The organism is Shinella sp. CPCC 101442, assembly GCF_024704725.1.
Taxonomy (GTDB): domain Bacteria; phylum Pseudomonadota; class Alphaproteobacteria; order Rhizobiales; family Rhizobiaceae; genus Shinella.
Genome location: NZ_JALIQS010000003.1, coordinates 308,928 through 326,917 on the forward strand (window position 1 = coordinate 308,928; position 17,990 = coordinate 326,917).

Below are 17,990 nucleotides of genomic sequence, written 5' to 3' on the forward strand. Positions count from 1 at the left end.
TCTTGGTCGGCCGCACCGGACACCGCTCGGCCCGCCTGGCGGGCACCGTCGCATGTCTCTTAGTACCGGACGGCCGCAAGCCGGTCAAACCGGATTGCGGCATGCGAGACGCCGGATGCGGCATGCGCTAGATCGTTGTCAGATTGGCGGCGATGATCTCGCGCCAGAGACGCGTGGGCGAAACCCATGCATCGGGCGCATTGTAGTTGCCGGAGAAGATGACGCAGGCGACGTCCGCATCCGGCATCAGCCAGAGCCGCTGGCCGCCATTGCCAAAGCCCGCCATCCACGGGCGCTCCCCGCCAGAAGCCGGCACGAAGGTCTCGCCGGTGAACCATAAGCGGCCATAGCCGAGCCCGTCTTCGGCCGAAGCGGCCGGCGTAAGAGACGCATCGACCCATGCGGCGGATACGATGCGGCGGCCCTCGAAAAGACCGTGGCCAAGCACCATCCGGCCGATGCGCAACAGATCCCGCGCGCAAAGCCGAAGCCCGGATGCAGCCGATGCGATGCCGTCACGGCCGCAATTCCATTCGAAGCGGGAAATGCCGAGCGGCGCAAACAGCGCCTCGCGAGCGAAATCCTCCAGCCGCTTCCCCGTGCCGCGCGCGATGATCGCGCCGACCAGCGCCACCGCGCCGCCGGAATAGGTCCAGCGCGTGCCGGGCGCGTGGAGCACCTGCTGCCCGAGCGCATAGCGATAGCGATCCGGTGCGTTTTCCATGGCGATCTCGCTGTTCAGCGGATCGGCATAGGAGCGGAACTCGTCCCATTCGAGACCGAGCGTCATGGTCAGCGCATGGCCGATCGTCTGGCCGGAGCGGATTGGATCAGCGGCAAGATCGGCATATTCGGGAAACTGCGCCAGAAGCGACGCTTCCGGCGGCGGGACGAGTCCCCGGTCGAGCGCGATGCCGTAAAGCAGGCCGACGATGCTTTTTGTAACGGAGCGCAGGTCGTGCAGCGTCTCGACGTCGAAAACCACAGTGCCGAGCGGCTGGCCCCAGTTCTCGTCGCGCCCCTCGCAATACTGCTCCAGAACCAGCCCGTCGCCGCGGCTGACGAGCACGGCATGCACATCGCGGATGAGCCCCGATTCGATACCGGCGAGCAGCTTGCGCTCCAGCCCCGGTTCAAACCCCGCCTCCACTGCCCCAACGTTCGCCCATGCCGTCTTGGCCATCGCCTCACCTCTCCTGCTGCCCCATCACTCTATAAGGCCTTTTGACCTGCATTTGATCCGCGTTGCGAGAAAGCGTTGATGCAAGCGGGCTTTGCTTTTGCCCTGCAGTCTGACAGAAGTCAGGAAAAGCCCCTCCCCGAAAGTCCCGAGTCCCGTCTTGGCTGATATCGCCCTCCACATCCTCGTCTTCCTGTTTTTCGCGGCCTTCCTTGCGGGCTTCATCGATTCCATCGCGGGCGGCGGCGGCATGATCACCATTCCCGCCATGCTGATCGCCGGCCTTCCGCCGCTGGAAACGCTCGGCACCAACAAGTTGCAATCGCTGTTCGGCTCCGGCTCGGCGACGCTCGCCTATGCGCGCGCCGGCCATGTGCGGTTGTCGGAGCAATTGCCGATGGCGGCACTCTCGGCGCTCGGCGCCGTCTTCGGCGCGCTGCTGGCGACAATCGTTCCCGGCGATGTGCTGAAGGCCATTCTGCCTTTCCTGCTCGTGGCGATCGCCGTCTATTTCGGCTTGAAGCCGAACATCGGCGACGTGGACAAACACCGCCGCATGAGTGTCTTTCTGTTCACCGTTACCATCGTGCCGGCCATCGGCTTCTATGACGGCGTGTTCGGTCCCGGCACCGGCTCGTTCTTCATGCTGGCCTTCGTGACGCTCGCGGGCTTCGGCGTGCTGAAAGCGACAGCCCACACCAAGCTCCTGAATTTCGGCTCGAATGTCGGCGCCTTCGCCGTCTTCCTGTTCTATGGCGTCGTGTTGTGGAAGGTCGGCCTCGTCATGGGCGCAGGCCAGTTCCTCGGCGCCCAGGCGGGATCGCGCGTCGCGATGAAAAGTGGCGCGAAGATCATCAAGCCGCTTCTCGTCGTGACCTCGATTGCGCTTGCCATCCGCCTAATGGCCGATCCGAGCCATCCGCTGCGCGTCTGGCTCGGCTGGTAGGAAGCATCAGAACTCGACGCCCTGCTGAGCCTTGATGCCGGAGCGGAACGGGTGCTTCAGCAGCTCCATTTCGGTTGCCAGGTCGGCGATCTCGATCAGCTCTTCCTTGGCGTTGCGGCCCGTCAGCACGACATGGGTCATATGGGGCTTTTCGGTCTTCAGGAATTCGATGACCTCGTTCACGTCGAGATAATCGTAGCGCAACGCGATATTGATCTCGTCGAGCAGCACCATGGAATTGCGCTCGTCGCGGATCAGTTCCTTGGCCTTTTCCCAGGCCTTCTGCGCCGTCGCGACATCGCGGGCGCGGTCCTGCGTTTCCCAGGTAAAGCCCTCGCCGAGCGTATAGAACTGGCAGATGTCGGAGAAATGCGTCTCGATCAGTTCGCGCTCGCCCGTCACCATCGCGCCCTTGATGAACTGCACCACGGCGCAGGGCATCTTGTGGGCGATGTGGCGGAAGATCATGCCGAAGCCGGCCGTCGACTTGCCTTTGCCCTTGCCGGTATGGACGACGATGAGGCCCTTTTCGTCCGTCTTCGTCGCCATGATCTTTTCGCGCGCCTGCTTCTTCTTCGCCATCTTCTCCGAATGGCGGGCGAGTTCGGCCTCGGTCATGCCGGCGGTTTCGTCGTGGTTCTCGGTCATCTTGCTTCCCTTCCCTAACTCTTTGTGTGCGCAATTCCGGACGCAAAGCCGCTTCACACGTTTGCCGGATTGCTCTAGGACGCCTTGCGGGCGCCCAGCATGTCCAGTTCGAAACGCGCGGAATTGGAGCGAGGCGTCCAAAGGCCCCGGTCGATAGCCTCGGCAAAGCGCGCGGCCATTTCGGCAAGCGCCGCCGGGTTCTTCTGCATCAGGAAATCCCGCACGCGCTCGTCGAGCATATAGGCCTGATAGGCGGCCTCGAAATGATGGTCCTTCACCGCACCCGTCGTCGCGGCGAAGGCAAACATGAAATCGACCGTCGCGGCGATCTCGAAGGCGCCCTTGTAGCCATGGCGCATGACGCCATCGATCCATTTCGGATTGACGACGCGGGCGCGCACGACGCGGCCGATCTCGTCTTCCAGCGTGCGCACGACCGGCTTTTCCGGCCGTGACAGGTCGTTGTGGTAGATGGTGGGTTGCTGGCCGGAGAGGTGCTGCACGGCCGCGGCCATGCCGCCCTGAAACTGGTAATATTCATCGCTGTCGAGCAGGTCGTGCTCGCGGCTGTCCTGGTTCTGCACGACGGCCTGCAGGCTCTTCATGCGCGCCTCGAGCCGCTCGCGCATCGGCACGCTGTCGCCCTCGCCGTCATAGGCGTGCGCACCCCAGGCAAGCCAGGCTTCCGCGACATCGCCGCGATCGGTCCAGAGCCCTTCATCGATCATGGTTTGCAGGCCGGCGCCATAGCTGCCGGATTTCGCGCCGAAGATACGGAAGCCGGCCTGTCTGGCGGCCTCCTCCTCGGATATTCCCCTGGCCGCAAGAACCGCGGCCTCAGCGCGCATGCGGGCGGCAACCGGGTTGTCCGCATCGTCCTCGTCAAGTGCGCCGATGGCGCGCACGGCACGGTCGAAGAGCGCAATCTGTTCCGGGAAGGCATCCCGGAAGAAGCCGGAAATTCTGAGCGTCACATCGACGCGCGGATGGCGCAGCATCGCGGGCGGGATGATCTCGAATCCGGTGACGCGGCGCGATGCCATGTCCCAGGTCGGCTTGACGCCGATCAGTGCCATCGCCTGCGCGATATCATCGCCGCCGGTGCGCATGTTGGAGGTGCCCCAGGCGGTAATGCCGAAGGAGGTCGGCCATTCGCCGTGGTCCTGCGCATATCGGGTGACGAGCAGTTCGGCGGATTTTTTACCCAGCTCCCACGCAGCCGGCGTCGGCACGGCACGGCTGTCGACGGAGTAGAAGTTGCGCCCCGTCGGCAGCACGTCCGGCCGCCCGCGCGTCGGCGCGCCGGAAGGGCCGGGCTCGATGAAGCGACCGTCGAGGCCGCGCAGCAGTGCTGCGATCTCCGCCGGGCCGCAGGCGGCGACGGCGGGGCGGATGCTCGCCTCGATCGTATCAAGCACCGCACGGGTCGCCGGCCAGTCTTCCGGGCAGGCCAGCGTGCCGTCCACGAGTTTCGCCGCCAGAAGCTCGATACGTTCCACTGTATCGCCATTGCTGCGCCACGGAGCATCCAGCTGTCCGGCAAGGATCGCGGGACGCGGACCGGTCCACGCATCGGAGCCGACGCAATCGAGCGGATCGAAGGCGATGTCGCCGAGGCCATCCGCGGCAATCGCCCGCTGCAAACTCGCCTCTCCACCCTCGCCGAGCCCGCGTGGAACGCGGGCGAGCGCGACCGTCAGGTCGGTAAGAAGCCGGCCCTCCGGCGAGACGCCAAAAATGTGCAGGCCGTCGCGAATCTGCATTTCCTTGAGGTCGCAGAGATAGGCGTCCAGCTTTTGCAGCGCCGCCTCTTCGCCGTCCGACCGGGCGATGCCGGCGTCGCTGTCGAGGCCGATGTCGCGCACGAGTTCCAGGATCTGCTTCGTCAGGAGCTTGATGCGTCGCGGGTCGCCGCCGGAGGCCTCGTAATACTCATCGACGAGCGCTTCGAGATCCTTGAGGGGGCCATAGGTCTCGGCGCGGGTCAGCGGCGGCGTCAGGTGGTCGATGATGACGGCGGCGGAGCGGCGTTTGGCCTGCGTGCCCTCGCCCGGATCGTTGACGATGAACGGATAGAGATGCGGCAGCGGACCGAGCACGGCCTCGGGGTAACACGCCTCCGACAGCGCCAGCGCCTTGCCCGGCAACCACTCGAGATTGCCGTGTTTGCCCATATGCACGATGGCATGAGCGCCGTAGTGCAGGCGCAGGAAAGCGTAGAAGGCGAGATAGCCGTGCGGCGGCACCAGATCCGGCGAATGATAGGTGTCCTTCGGATCGATATTGTAACCGCGCGCCGGCTGGATGCCGACCAGCGTCTCCCCGAAACGGGCGAGCGGCAGGGCGAAGACGTCGCCGAGGACGAACGGATCGTCTTCCGGCGCACCCCAGCGCGCTGCCATCTCATCCTGAATCGACTTCGGAAGCGTCAAGAAGAAGGCCTTGTAATGATTCAGTGAAAACGTTTCGCGAATTTCGCGGCCGTCGCTCGCCGCGTTGGTCGGGCCGGCCATCAGATGGGCGATCAGCGCGTCGCCGTCACCAGGCAAACCGTCAATTGCATAACCTTCCGCCGCCATGGCGCGCAGCACTTCCATCGTGCCGGCGGGCGTATCGAGGCCGACGCCATTTCCCAGCCGGCCGTCGCGGTTGGGATAGTTCGCCATGACCAGTGCGATGCGGCGCGCGGCGGGTTGGGCACGGCGCAGCCGCGCCCAGCCGGCGGCAAGCCTGGCCACGAAACGGATGCGGTCCTCGACCGGGTCGAGGCTCACGATGTTCGTCTCGACGCGCTCGTCGTACCGCGCGGCGGCCTTGAAGGAGACGGCGCGGGAAAGCACGCGGCCATCCACCTCCGGCAGCGAGACATTCATGCCGAGATCGCGGGCCGTCAGGCCCTGCCCCGACGCCTCCCACGCTTCGCGCGAGGAACCGGAGAAGACGACCTGCAACACCGGCGCACCGGTCTCGTCCAGCACGGTTGGTTTGCGGCCGGCGCCGGGCGCGGAAACAGCGAAGCTCGTGGCGTTGAGAACCACTTCAGGCTGGATTTCGGCGAAGGCGGCGCGGACCGTTTCGATGGAAACGGGTTCCTTGAGACTGGACACGAAGAGCGGCAGGGCACGGATGCCTTCCGCCGCCAGTGCCTCGATCAGCATTTCGACGGGACGGGTCTCGCCGCTCTGGACGTAAGCGCGGTAGAACGAGATCGCGGCGGTCGGAGGTTCGAATCCCTCACCCGCTACCATCGTCCCGGCGAGGTCTCGCCATGTCGCGACATCCACCACGCCCTGCCCCGGCCACCAGATAGCGGCCTTTTCCAGCGGCATTGCCGATTCCGGTTTGTCGCCGCCAAAGGCCACGGCATCGGCATAGGCGAGGAAGCGGTCCGCATTGTCGGCACCGCCCTCGTTGAGATAGGCCCAGAGACGCTGGCGGTCGGTGTCCTCGATGCGATTGAACGGCATCAGGCCTTCGTCCGGCCGGTCGTCTCCGGGGAGTGCAACGAGCTTGATGCCATTGGCGACCGCCGTGGCCAGCAGCGCTTCCAAGACGTAGCGGAAGTAGCTGGCGCCGCCGAGGGCGCGGATGACGATCAGCTTCGCGTGGCGGGCCGTGCGCTCGATATAGGTATCGACCGACATCGGGTGCGAGAGCGTCGCGAGACTGGCGAGGCGCAGGCGCGTATCCGTGCCGCGCGCACGGTGCGCGGCGGCGATGGAGGCGAGTTCCGTGTCGGCGGCCGAGAGGAAGAGGATATCGCCCGGCGTCTGGCCGAGATCGATCGCCTCCTTGCCATCGGCGATGGTGCCCTTCTGGGCTAGCAGGAGATGCATGCCGCGCCTCCTGTCTGTGGCCGTGCCGTGGACGTGAAACCCCGGGTCAGGCCCGAGGATGACGGAAAGGAGGAACGGTCACGGAACCTTTCCGCCGGCGCCGCGTGCAGAACTTTCCCTATCGTCGGCAGCCTCCCCTCCCCACCGTCATCCTCGGGCCTGACCGGAAGATCCACCGGCATGGCGGACCGGAAACAGCCGGAGGGCACCTGAGACGAGTAAGAGAGGGGCTGCTGTGTCTTCATGCCGAAATCACGCCGCCGCGGCGATGGCGGCGCGGACGGCCTGCTCGTCCATGTCGTGCAGGCCGATGACGACGAGGCGGGTGCCGCGGGTTTCACCGGGCGCCCAGGCCCGTTCGAAATAGGTGTCGATGCGGCTGCCGACAGCCTGGACGAGCAGGCGCAGCGGCTTGCCGGGCACATCGGCAAACCCCTTGACGCGCAGCACGTCGTGTTCGGCGATCACGCCCTTGAGGCGTTCGGTGAAGGTCGCCGGATCGGCGATGGCCGGCAGTTCCACGACGAAGCTGTCGAACTCGTCGTGATCGTGTTCCTCGCCGTTCTCGTGTTCCAGCTCATGGTGCGATTTGCGATTGGCAATGTCGTCTTCCGTGCCCACACCCAGGCCCAGCAGGACGGCGGCGGCGACTTCGCCGTTCCTCGCCTCGATCATCGAGGGCTTGCGAGCGATGCGGGAGGCGACTTCGTCGCGCACGCTCTGAACGCCGGCGGCGTCGAGGAGATCGGTCTTGTTGAGCACGATGAGGTCAGCGGCGGTCAACTGGTCCTCGAAGAGTTCTTCCAGCGGGCTTTCGTGGTCGAGATTGTCGTCTTCGGCCCGAAGCGCATCGACCTTGTCATGGTCGTCGGCAAAACGGCCGGCGGCGACGGCGGCACTGTCGACCACGGTGATGACGCCGTCTACCGTGACCTGCGTCTTGATTTCCGGCCAGTTGAAGGCGGCGATCAGCGGCTGCGGCAAAGCGAGGCCCGACGTCTCGATGACGATGTGGTCGGGACGGTTTTCACGCTCCAGCAGCTTCGTCATCGTCGGAATGAAATCGTCGGCGACCGTGCAGCAGATGCAGCCATTGGTGAGTTCGATGATGTCGTCTTCCGTGCAGGCTTCCGCACCGCAGCCCTTGAGAACGTCACCGTCGACGCCGAGATCGCCGAACTCGTTGATGATGAGCGCGATGCGTTTTCCCCCGGCGTTCTGCAGGAGGTTGCGGATCATCGTCGTCTTGCCGGCACCCAGGAATCCGGTGATGACGGTGGCGGGGATCTTCTGTTGCAGCATAGGCTCAACCCTTCATTTTCAGCGGCAGTCCGGCCGCGACGAAATAGACTTCCGGTACGAGCGCCGCCACCTGCTGGTGCAGCCGCCCGGCATGGTCGCGGAATTCGCGCGCCATGCGATTGTCAGGTACGATGCCGAGGCCGACTTCGTTCGATACGAAGACCAGCCGGCCCGGCGCGTCTTTGATGGCCGACAAAAGGCCGGCAAATTCCTCTGCGATGTCCCGTTCCTCCAGCATCAGGTTGGTCAGCCAGAGGGTGAGGCAATCGATAAGGACCGCTCGGTCCTCGTGCGCCACATCCTTTATGCGGGCGGCGAGCGCAAGCGGTTCCTCGTGCGTTTCCCAGCCTTTTCCGCGATCTTCCCGGTGTTTGGCGATGCGCTCACGCATCTCGTCGTCCCAGGCGCGGCCGGTGGCGATATAATGACGCGAGAGGCCGGTCTCGGCGACCAGCCTCTCGGCAAAAGCGGATTTTCCGGAACGCGCACCGCCCAGAACCAGGACGGCTCCGGGCGATGTCTGCACCATATCAGGCTGCCTTGGCGATCTTCTCGTTGGCAAAGCCGAGCGAGAGGCCGAGCACGATCCAGAAGAACAGCGTCGTGGCAAGGGCCGCGACGGCGAACTCCGCGCCGAGAACGGCCGGAACGTTGCTGGAAATGTCGGACGGCTGCGGCGCACCATAGACCTGCGGTGCGGCGAGAAGAACGACACCGGCAACCTTGGCGACGATGCCCGGCTTCAGGAACAGCAGGTAAAGTCCCGCCGCCGAAAGGGCCACGGTCGCAACCCACCAGATCTGGCGCTGCGTCAGGTCGGCAGCCGGGAAGCCCGGAAGCTCCGGCGGCAGACCAATGGCCGGCAGCATATGCACGGCCAGCCAGCCGGCGGCGCCCCAGAGCGCACCATTGGCAATGGTGATCGGATTGCCGGAAACGAGGCTGAAACCGGCGAGCAGCAGGGCAAAGCCCGTACCCGTGACAAGGTTGGCGAGCAACGTGCCGGAGAAGCGGCTCATGCCGAACATGATGCCGCCCTCCTCGTGATCCTCGCCCTCATGGGCATAGGCCACGGAGACGGGGGAGAGTGCGGACGCGACGTCGAGGATCATGGCGCCGAGCGAGGAATGCTCCTGCGTCGCGGCAGCACCATCGGTCGTCGGCGTGGTGCCTTCGATTGCCGGAGCGGCTTCGTCGCCGCCCTCGAACTCTTCAGCGTGCAGAATGAGCGGCACGACTCGGGCTTCCTGGGCGGCTGTCATCAGCACGCCGGAAAACAGCCCGGCCACCAGGGCGGCCAGGAGATAACGAACGATCATGTCAAAAACTCCTTAGTGGCAGGGAAAGCCGTAGGAGTGACGCGTGTCGTGGGCCGTGTCGTGCAGCACGGCCGAATTGGCAAGGCCGGCGCCGAAGACAAGGAAGGCACCGAGAAGCAGCGCGAAAACGCCGGCAACGAGGCGGTCGTTCGCGGAAAGGGTAATAGAAGACGTATTGGAAACAGCCATGACAACCTCCGTGCAGGCGTTGGGGAAGCCCCTCCCCAGGTCGAGCGATATGCCCTCATTGGCTGGCAGGTCTCCTGGCTCGCAGCGTCCGGCGCATTCAGCGCCTGCGGGCTACCCTCACCTTCCCGAATTCAAGCATCGCGAGAGGCGGACGATTCGTAGAAAAAGAGGCGTCCAACCCCGGCTATCGCGATGCCATCCAGTGGCTTTTCCGGCTGGCACTCCTTTCGTGCTTGCAAGGCACCATTGCCCCTACGCCCACGAAAATCCTCCATCCGGATGGGTATCCCTCGCTACTCTACAGTCGCGGGGTCGGCCGTGATTGCAGCGCCCTGATTGGGTCCGCCACGTCACATTCCCATTTACTCCCTGATCCGTTTCCGGATCCGGGAACCATCCAATATCGCCGATGATTATGCGGCCCACCCCGGGAAGTCAATCGACCGGCAGCGGCATGGCCTATGCCAAAACCGCCGTCCGGTCGTCGCATTCTCAATAGCCGGGGATGATCACCACGCCGCCGCCCTCATTGTAGTAGCCGTCGTCGCGGTAATACGGGCCATCGTAGTAGCCATCGACGGGACCTTCGAGCACGTCGTAGTCCTGCTGGTAGCGGCGCTGGCGATTCTGCCTGCTCTGACGGGTCTCGGCATATTGTGCGGCCTGGCGCAGCGCGCGGAACTGCTGGCGTGACATGTAGCCGTCAGCGCGGTAGCCGGACGCGCCTTGCCAGGCGGATATCGCCGCGCGGGTGCGCGGCCCGAAGACACCGTCGGCGCCATAGGTGTTGAAACCAAGCATGCTCAGGTAGCGCTGCGCCTGGGCACGGATGGAGCGATCCATATAGGCCTCGCGCGGATCGACGACCGGTTCGGCCTTGCGCTCGGTTTCCGTGGTCGCGGCGTCTTCCTTCGCCTGCACGTCCTGCTTGGTCGTCAACGCGGCGATGCGCTTGCGGGCATCATCAACGAAGCGCCCCTGGGGATATTGGTAGATGTAGTCACGGAAGGCCTTTTCCGAACCGTCGGCCACAGCCGTCTGGAATGTCTTGTCTTCCGCACGCTTGGCCGCCTCCGCCTCTTCGAGGGCGAGCGCGCGATTGTCCTTGTCGGCGTCCTGCGGCGCGTTTTCGCGGGCGGCGGTCGCATCATTCCCGGTGTCGGCAGGCTTTTGCGCGGCGGCAGCGTCTTCAGCGCGCTTTTCGGCTTCTTCGGCAAGGCGCGCGGCTTCCGCCGCCTTAGCTTCGGCATCGGCGGCCGCAGCGGCGGCCTCGGCCTTCAGGCGCTCGACTTCCGCCGCCTTCTCTTGCGCGAACTTGCGGGCGGCGGCGGCCTCTTCCTCGATCTTCGCCTTTTCGACGGCGGCAGCCTTTTCGGCCTCGAGGCGCTTTGCCTCGGCTTCACGGCGGGCAGTCGCCTCCTCTTCAGCGCGTGCCTTCTCGGCAGCCGCAGCCTCTTCCGCCTTCTGGCGATCCGCCTCGGCCTTCAGTCGCGCGGCTTCCTCCGCCTTTGCCTTTTCGGCGGCGGCAGCCACCTCCTCCTTGAGGCGCTTGGCCTCGGCCGCCTGCGTTTCCGCGAGCTGCCGGGCTTCCGCTTCCTTTTTATCGGCTTCTGCCTTCAGGCGAGCGGCTTCTTCCGCCCTGACCTTTTCGGCGGCAGCTGCTTCCGCCTTGAGACGCTCGGCTTCCGCCGCCTGCCGTTCCGCAAGCTGCCGGGCTTCCGCTTCCTTTTTCTCCGCTTCGGCCTTCAGGCGAGCGGCTTCTTCCGCCTTCGCCTTTTCAACAGCTGCTGCTTCCACCTTGAGACGTTCGGCCTCGGCCGCCTGCTGTTCCACTAGCTGCCGCGCTTCCGCTTCCTTTTTCTCCGCTTCGGCCTTCAGGCGGGCGGTCTCCTCGGCCTTCGCTTTTTCAGCAGCCGCAGCCTCCACCCTGGCCTTCTCCTCGGCGGCGGCCTTTTCTTCGGCAACTTTGCGGGCGGCAGCGGCCTCCTCTACCTTCTTGGCTTCAGCCTCGGCCTTGAGGCGCGCAGCTTCTTCTTCGGCCTTGGCCTTTTCCGCTTCGGCCGCCTTCTGAGCCTCTTCCGCAGCCTTCTTGGCTTCGGCGGCTTTCAGGGCCTCCTCTTCGGCTTTTTTCGCCTCGGCGGCCTTTTCCGCTTCTTCCGTCTTGCTGGCCTCGGCCGCCTTCCTCGCCTCCTCGTCAGCCTTTGCCTTCTCCGCAGCGGCAGCCTCGTCGGCCTTGGCTTTCGCCTCCGCCTCGGCGGTGGCGCTCTTGGCGGGCTTTTCCTTGGCGGTAGCCTGCAACTCGGCGATACGCAGGCGCGCCATGGAGGCGAAGGTGCCGTTGGGATACTGCGTCAGATAGCCTTCATACTGGGTGACATCGCTGCCGGAGGAAACCTTTTGCCAGAGCGAAAACTCCTCTTCCCAGCGCTTGCCCGCGCTGCCGGCTTCCTTGCCGGTGGCGGCCTGCGCGAAGGCGACGGCCGGCGTGCCGGCCAGCGACAGCCCGAGGAGGCCGGCCAGAACGGAGCGTGCGAGAGGTCCAGAACCCATATATCTCACCCTTTTAGGATCGCGCGAAAGCGGCTGCGCCCAGCTTCTCCGGGCGGATTTCAGTAAGTCCTCGCACCGAATTCTGGCGCAACTTTGGTGCAACAGAGTGACTGCGAGGAACCTGATGGCTGTACGTTTGAGAAGACTGATTTAATCAGGCGGGTCGCAGGAGACTGTCGAGCCAGGTGGGGTCGAGTACCGATTCCAGCTCCGCCGCGACACCGTCGAGCGCCGCGTCGACGCTGGCACGATAGTCGAAGCCGCCGCCGTCGATGCCGAAATCGGCGAGAAGCCCGGCGCGGTAGGCGTCGCTGGACAGGAGCCCATGCAGATAGGTGCCCATCACCCGCCCGTCGGCGGAAACGGCGCCATCCGGCCGGCCGTCTATACTGACGGACGGACGCAGCACATCCGGCCCGGTGGTGCGGCCGAGATGGATCTCGTAGCCTTCCAGCGGCACGTCATATTGCAGGGAGCGGGCCGTGCTGTTGCGCACGGTTTTTTCCGGCGCCATCTCGGTTTCGACCGCCAGGAGGCCAAGCCCCTCGACGTCGCGCTCGCTGCCCTCGATGCCGAGCGGATCCGTGACACGCTGCCCGAGCATCTGGTAACCGCCACAGATACCGATGACGCGGCCGCCGCGACGCATATGGAGCTGAAGGTCCCTGTCCCAGCCATAGGCGCGGAAATCACGCAGGTCCGAGATGGTGGATTTCGAGCCCGGCAGGACCACGAGCCCGGCATCCGCCGGAAGCCGCTCACCCGGCCGCACGAAGACGAGGTCGACCTGCGGCTCGGCCTTGAGCGGATCGAGGTCGTCGAAATTGGCGATGCGCGGCAGCACGGGCACCGCCACCTTCAATGCCCCTCCTCCGCCTCTGGCAAGCCGCTCCAGCACCACGGAATCTTCCGCCGGCAGATGCGCGGCCTGCTTCAGCCACGGCACGACGCCGAAGCAGGGCCAGCCGGTGAAACGGGCGATCTCGGAGAGGCCGCTGTCGAAAAGCGTCACGTCCCCGCGAAACTTGTTGATGAGGTAGCCCGTGACCATGCGCCGGTCTTCCTCCGGCAGAATGGCATGGGTGCCGACCAGCGAAGCGATGACGCCGCCGCGGTCGATGTCGCCGACCAGCACGACCGGCACATTCGCCCGTGTCGCGAAGCCCATATTGGCGATGTCGCCGGCGCGCAGGTTGATTTCCGCCGGCGAGCCCGCCCCTTCCACGACGACGAGATCGGCGCCTTCGCTGACGATCCCGAAGCTCTCCAAGACCGCGCCCATCAGCTTGGGCTTCAGCGCCTGGTAGTCGCGCCCCTTGGCCTGGCCGAACACGGATCCCTGCACAATGATCTGGCTACCGACATCGGACTGCGGTTTGAGCAGGACCGGGTTCATGTGTACCGAGGACGGCACGCGGGCGGCCAGCGACTGCAGCCACTGCGCGCGGCCGATCTCGCCGCCATCGGCCGAGACGGCGGCGTTGTTGGACATGTTCTGCGGCTTGAAGGGGCGTACCTTCAGCCCGCGGTTGGCGGCGATGCGGCAGAGCCCCGCCACCAATACCGTTTTTCCGACATCCGAGCCGGTGCCCTGGAGCATGATCGTTCTGGTCATGAACCCCTCCTAGCACTCCGGCCTGCAGCCGAAAAGCGCTGAATTACCGCAATCTTGCCGTAATTGACGACCGCGATGCGATGCATTTGCGCAACAGGCCGCCATGCAACGTAAACATGGCTGTCATGCTGTCGAATTTGCGACATTTTGCGCCGTGAACGACCGTGACTTTCCATGCGATCGCGCCTATATCAACGCCATCAGACAGCCGAGGCGTGTGGCTTCGGATTTTTAGGACAAAGACCATGCTGTTCATCTTCAGCAAGCCGAATTTCGTACAGATCGCCTGGAACGGCATCGTTCCCCAGAGCCAGTCCCGCGTGCGCAACGTCGTCATGGACGCGCCTTTCGGTCCGCTCGGCTTCATCCGTACGCGCAACGTCGGCTGATCCTTCGAGCGCGACGTCAGGTCCGCTCGCATGCGACGTCGCCTCTCTCCGGGAGGCGGCGTTTTTCTTTGCCCGCAGTTCAGAGAACGACGCCCTGAAACGGCGAAAGCCGTGCATCCCTCTCGGTGATACACGGCTTGCCAAAATACGCATGGCGGCTATCGACAAACACGCGTCGAAGCCCGGTCACCCCGGTACGCAATACCTTTCCGGAGCGGGCGGCGGTGTCCCCCGCCGTGTTGAAACCAATAGCGGCACATCGTTACCGGACCGTTATCGGGAGCTTAAGCAAAGATGAATCGTCACTTTTTTTGAAAAAATCTGAAATATTTTATTGGACGACAGAGCGGCGCAGACGAGACAGGATATGTCCGCAATCAACGACCATGCCCGACACCCTTCCTGAGCGGACGTGAATATTTGCCCGAATGCGAGCAAACGCCCATTTTTTCCGCTCCAGGCCTGCCGCTTTTTCAGCTTTTCCACCTGTCAAAGAAGGTCTCCTGACAACCCGTCGGCATGCAGGAGGTTGATTTCTCAATAGGAACCCGTAGGCTACCCCCTGTAGCGCACGACGACACGTCTCCGGCGACAGGGTTCCGCCGGTGAACAGAAAAACAGGGATCGGCGCTTTTGCAGCAGGGGGATTGGCTCGCCTCACTGGCATCGAACCTCCATGGCTGTCGCGAAACTTTCGGGCAGACGGGACAACGCAGTAGCCTGCGCTGCCTTCCGGGTTGATTGCTGCATCCAAGACTGGGAGGTCTTAACCTAATGAAGAAGCTCCTTGCTTCCACTATCCTCGCTGCCGGCCTTTATGGCTTTGCCGGTTCTGCCCAGGCGGCAGAGTGCGGCGAAGTTTCCATGGCCGAAATGAACTGGGCCTCGGCAGGCGTTGCCGCGCATGTCGACAAGCTCATCCTCGAAAACGGTTACGGCTGCACCGTGACGCTCGTGACCGGCGACACGATGCCGACCTTCACCTCGATGAACGAAAAGGGCGAGCCTGACGTCGCGCCCGAAATGTGGGTGAACGCCGTGCGCACGCCGCTCGACGCGGCCATTGCCGAGGGACGCCTCATCCAGCTCGCTCCCCTCCTCTCGGAAGGCGGCGTCGAAGGCTGGTGGATCCCGAAATTCCTCGCCGACGCGCATCCCGACATCAAGACCGTCCAGGACGCGCTCAAACATCCCGACCTCTTCCCCGCGCCGGAAGACCCGTCCAAGGGCGCCGTGCACAATTGCCCGTCGGGCTGGAACTGCCAGGTCTCGACGGACAATCTCTATCGCGCGCTCAATGCCGACAAGGATGGCTTCACGCTCGTCGATACTGGGTCGGCAGCCGGCCTCGACGGCTCGATTGCCAACGCTTTCGAAAAGAAGTCCGGCTGGCTCGGCTACTATTGGGCACCGACCGCCATTCTCGGCAAGTACGAGATGACGAAGCTCTCCTTCGGCGTCGACCATGACAAGGCCGATTGGGATGCCTGCACCGCCGTGCCGGACTGCCCGAACCCGAAGGTCAACTCCTATCCGACCTCCGACGTCTTCACCGTAGTGACCAAGGCCTTCTCCGAAAAGGCCGGCGTTGCCATGGACTACATGAAGACCCGCCAGTGGGACAACGGCACGGTCGGCAAGGTTCTGGCCTGGATGGACGCCAACCAGGGCACGAACGAGGACGCCGCAAAGTACTTCCTCGAAACCTATCCCGACATGTGGACCAAGTGGGTTGCCCCCGAGGTCGCCGAGAAGGTCAAGGCCGCTCTCTAAACCGATCGCCGGCAGCCTTTCCCGGCTGCCGGCCTTTTCCGCGACCTGAACAAGCGCATCGGGCATCGTTGCCGCCGCGCATCAAGAAACGGCAGAGGTCGCAAACAGCACAGTATCATCGAGTGGTTCGTGTCATGACGAACCGCAAGCCGGGAAACAGAACAAGAATATCCCTGTGCGCACCGTCTCGTTCGCAATTGCACAAGAATTGCAGTGCGTTGCGAGACAATAACTTCCGGTAGAGAGGGGACAAGAATGGCAGGTCTATGTGAATCGTTGCCAGGCTTTCTTTGTAAATTTCCGGCCTTCAGTGACGTCAGCATCCGTGTAGTCAGAAAAAGTGTCGACGACGGTTTCAAATCGCTCGTTCGAAGCTATGTGAACGCCATCGACGCGATGGTGCAGCCACTGCAATGGTTTCTGAACTATCTCGAGCGGCTGTTCGTCAGCTCACCCTGGCCGATTATTCTATTGATCATGCTGGCCATCGTCTATTTCGGCAGCCGCAATATCAGGATCACCATCGGCACGGCCGTCTCGATGCTTGCCATCGGCCTGCTCGGCCTGTGGAACGACACGATGGTGACGCTCGCCATGGTGACGGTCTGTACGTTCATCGCCATCCTGATCGGCATTCCGATCGGCATTCTCATGGCCCGGTCCGACCGGGTGCAGGGCATCATCAACCCGATCCTCGACGTGATGCAGACGATGCCGAGCTTCGTCTACCTCATTCCCGTCGTCATGATCTTCGGCATCGGCAAGGTGCCGGGGCTCATCGCGGTCGTCATCTACGCCGTGCCGCCGATGATCCGCCTCACCAATCTCGGCATCCGGCTTGTCGACAAGGAAGTTCTCGAGGCGGCCGACGCCTTCGGTTCCTCCGGCTGGCAGAAGCTCAAGAACGTGCAGATGCCGCTGGCGCTGCCCACCATCATGGCCGGCATCAACCAGACGATCATGATGTCGCTCGCCATGGTCGTGGTCGCCTCCATGGTCGGCGTCGGCGGTCTCGGCAAGAACGTGCTTCAGGCCATCAACAACCAGTTCTTCACGGTCGGGTTCCTCAACGGGTTCGCGCTCGTGGCCATCGCCATCATTTTCGACCGCACAAGCCAGGCCTATGGCAAGCGGCTGCAGAAGCATTCGGAGGTAATTCATGGTTAGTCATGCAATCGAGGTCCGCAATCTCTACAAGATTTTTGGCCCGCGGGGCGGTGACTATGTCGATGCGGTGAAGAACGGTCTTGGCAAGGCGGAACTGAACGAGAAATACGGCCACGTTCTCGGCCTGCGCGACATCAACATCTCCATGCCCGCCGGCGGCATCATGGTGGTGATGGGGCTTTCGGGTTCCGGCAAGTCGACGCTGATCCGCCACATCAACCGCCTGATCGACCCGACCGCCGGCGAAGTGCTCTATGACGGCGTCGACGTCTGCAAGATGAGCGAGAACGACCTTCGCGAATTCCGCCGCCACAAGACGGCGATGGTGTTCCAGAAGTTCGCGCTGCTGCCGCATCGCACCGTGCTCGAAAACACCGTCTACGGCCTGGAAATCCAGGGCGTGGGCCAGGAAGAGCGCGAGAAGCGGGCAAAGCAGTGGATCGCCCGGGTCGGCCTGTCCGGCTTCGAGAACCACTATCCGAACCAGCTGTCGGGCGGCATGCAGCAGCGCGTGGGCCTTGCCCGCGCATTGACCAATGACGCCGATATCCTGCTGATGGACGAAGCCTATTCGGCGCTCGACCCGCTCATCCGCGTCGACATGCAGACCGTGCTTCTCGATCTCCAAAAGGAGCTGAAGAAGACCGTCGTCTTCATCACGCACGATCTCGACGAGGCGCTTCGCCTCGGCGACAAGATCGCCATCCTGCGCGACGGCATGGTCGTGCAGCAGGGCACCGGCCAGGAAATCGTGCTCAACCCGGCGGACGAGTACATCACGGCCTTCGTGAAGGAAGTGAACCGCGGTCGCGTGGTTAATGTCGAGACGATCATGGCGCCGCTGTCGGGCACTCCCGAGGGCATGCCGATCGTCAAGGGCACCGTGCTGGAAGCGGCCGCCCGCGCTATGACCTCGGTGAACCAGACGCTCGCCCATGTGGTGGACGAGAACAATCGTCCGGTGGGTGCGATCAGCCTCAGCGCGATCATCTCCAGCATGGTGACGCCGACGAGCCACGAGGCGAAGGCGGCCTGAGCCGACACGGCGACCCTGGCGAACAAACGTCCCGCCGCGC

General features: G+C 63.9%; 14 protein-coding genes and 1 riboswitch. Of the genes, 5 read left to right on the forward strand and 9 right to left on the reverse strand.

All coding sequences use genetic code 11. The annotated features are described in order from the left end of the window. Nucleotides 1–127: 127 nt before the first annotated feature. Nucleotides 128–1,183, reverse strand: coding sequence for a serine hydrolase (locus MUO32_RS12105; RefSeq protein WP_257948547.1), 1,056 nt, complete (start codon nucleotides 1,181–1,183; stop codon nucleotides 128–130). A gap of 157 nt (nucleotides 1,184–1,340) precedes the next feature. Between MUO32_RS12105 and MUO32_RS12110 the strand changes: the two genes are divergently transcribed. Beyond that, nucleotides 1,341–2,126 carry a TSUP family transporter gene (locus MUO32_RS12110; RefSeq protein ID WP_257948548.1) on the forward strand — a complete coding sequence of 262 codons (786 nt, stop codon included), beginning with the start codon at nucleotides 1,341–1,343 and terminating at the stop codon, nucleotides 2,124–2,126. A gap of 6 nt (nucleotides 2,127–2,132) precedes the next feature. Here the strand turns inward: MUO32_RS12110 and cobO are convergent, their stop codons facing one another. The 8 genes from cobO to MUO32_RS12150 form a co-directional block, all read right to left on the reverse strand. After that, nucleotides 2,133–2,774 carry a cob(I)yrinic acid a,c-diamide adenosyltransferase gene (gene cobO, locus MUO32_RS12115; RefSeq protein WP_257948549.1) on the reverse strand — a complete coding sequence of 214 codons (642 nt, stop codon included), beginning with the start codon at nucleotides 2,772–2,774 and terminating at the stop codon, nucleotides 2,133–2,135. 74 nt (nucleotides 2,775–2,848) lie between these two features. Further along, nucleotides 2,849–6,610, reverse strand: a complete 3,762-nt coding sequence (cobN, locus tag MUO32_RS12120) for a cobaltochelatase subunit CobN (RefSeq protein ID WP_257948550.1) — start codon at nucleotides 6,608–6,610, stop codon at nucleotides 2,849–2,851. A gap of 252 nt (nucleotides 6,611–6,862) precedes the next feature. Further along, entirely contained in the window at nucleotides 6,863–7,912 is a 1,050-nt protein-coding gene (cobW, locus tag MUO32_RS12125) for a cobalamin biosynthesis protein CobW (RefSeq protein WP_257948551.1), read from the reverse strand. 4 nt (nucleotides 7,913–7,916) lie between these two features. Further along, complete coding sequence (gene cobU / locus MUO32_RS12130) at nucleotides 7,917–8,441, reverse strand: bifunctional adenosylcobinamide kinase/adenosylcobinamide-phosphate guanylyltransferase (protein ID WP_257948552.1); 525 nt, start codon at nucleotides 8,439–8,441, stop codon at nucleotides 7,917–7,919. A 1-nt stretch (nucleotide 8,442) separates the two neighbouring features. Continuing rightward, nucleotides 8,443–9,231: a CbtA family protein gene (locus MUO32_RS12135; protein ID WP_257948553.1), complete on the reverse strand. Its 789-nt coding sequence runs from the start codon at nucleotides 9,229–9,231 to the stop codon at nucleotides 8,443–8,445. A gap of 12 nt (nucleotides 9,232–9,243) precedes the next feature. Next, nucleotides 9,244–9,420 carry a CbtB-domain containing protein gene (locus MUO32_RS12140; protein WP_244759252.1) on the reverse strand — a complete coding sequence of 59 codons (177 nt, stop codon included), beginning with the start codon at nucleotides 9,418–9,420 and terminating at the stop codon, nucleotides 9,244–9,246. Nucleotides 9,421–9,466: 46 nt separating this feature from the next. Further along, nucleotides 9,467–9,833, reverse strand: a riboswitch (cobalamin riboswitch). A 79-nt stretch (nucleotides 9,834–9,912) separates the two neighbouring features. After that, entirely contained in the window at nucleotides 9,913–11,970 is a 2,058-nt protein-coding gene (locus MUO32_RS12145; protein WP_257948555.1) for a peptidoglycan-binding protein, read from the reverse strand. Nucleotides 11,971–12,124: 154 nt separating this feature from the next. Continuing rightward, nucleotides 12,125–13,585: a cobyric acid synthase gene (locus MUO32_RS12150; RefSeq protein ID WP_257948557.1), complete on the reverse strand. Its 1,461-nt coding sequence runs from the start codon at nucleotides 13,583–13,585 to the stop codon at nucleotides 12,125–12,127. 245 nt (nucleotides 13,586–13,830) lie between these two features. On the opposite strand from MUO32_RS12150, the gene MUO32_RS12155 reads away from it, so the two are divergent. From MUO32_RS12155 to MUO32_RS12170, 4 genes are all read left to right on the forward strand, one after another. After that, complete coding sequence (locus MUO32_RS12155; protein WP_257948558.1) at nucleotides 13,831–13,974, forward strand: hypothetical protein; 144 nt, start codon at nucleotides 13,831–13,833, stop codon at nucleotides 13,972–13,974. A gap of 774 nt (nucleotides 13,975–14,748) precedes the next feature. Then, nucleotides 14,749–15,747, forward strand: coding sequence for an ABC transporter substrate-binding protein (locus MUO32_RS12160; RefSeq protein WP_257948559.1), 999 nt, complete (start codon nucleotides 14,749–14,751; stop codon nucleotides 15,745–15,747). Between the two features lie 255 nt (nucleotides 15,748–16,002). Next, the gene (locus MUO32_RS12165; protein ID WP_257948561.1) at nucleotides 16,003–16,914 is read left to right on the forward strand and encodes a proline/glycine betaine ABC transporter permease; all 912 of its coding nucleotides are present in this window, start codon (nucleotides 16,003–16,005) and stop codon (nucleotides 16,912–16,914) included. Continuing rightward, on the forward strand, nucleotides 16,907–17,950 hold the full coding sequence (locus MUO32_RS12170; protein WP_257948562.1) for a glycine betaine/L-proline ABC transporter ATP-binding protein: 1,044 nt from the start codon (nucleotides 16,907–16,909) through the stop codon (nucleotides 17,948–17,950). The genes MUO32_RS12165 and MUO32_RS12170 overlap by 8 nt, the downstream gene beginning before the upstream one ends. Nucleotides 17,951–17,990 lie beyond the last annotated feature (40 nt).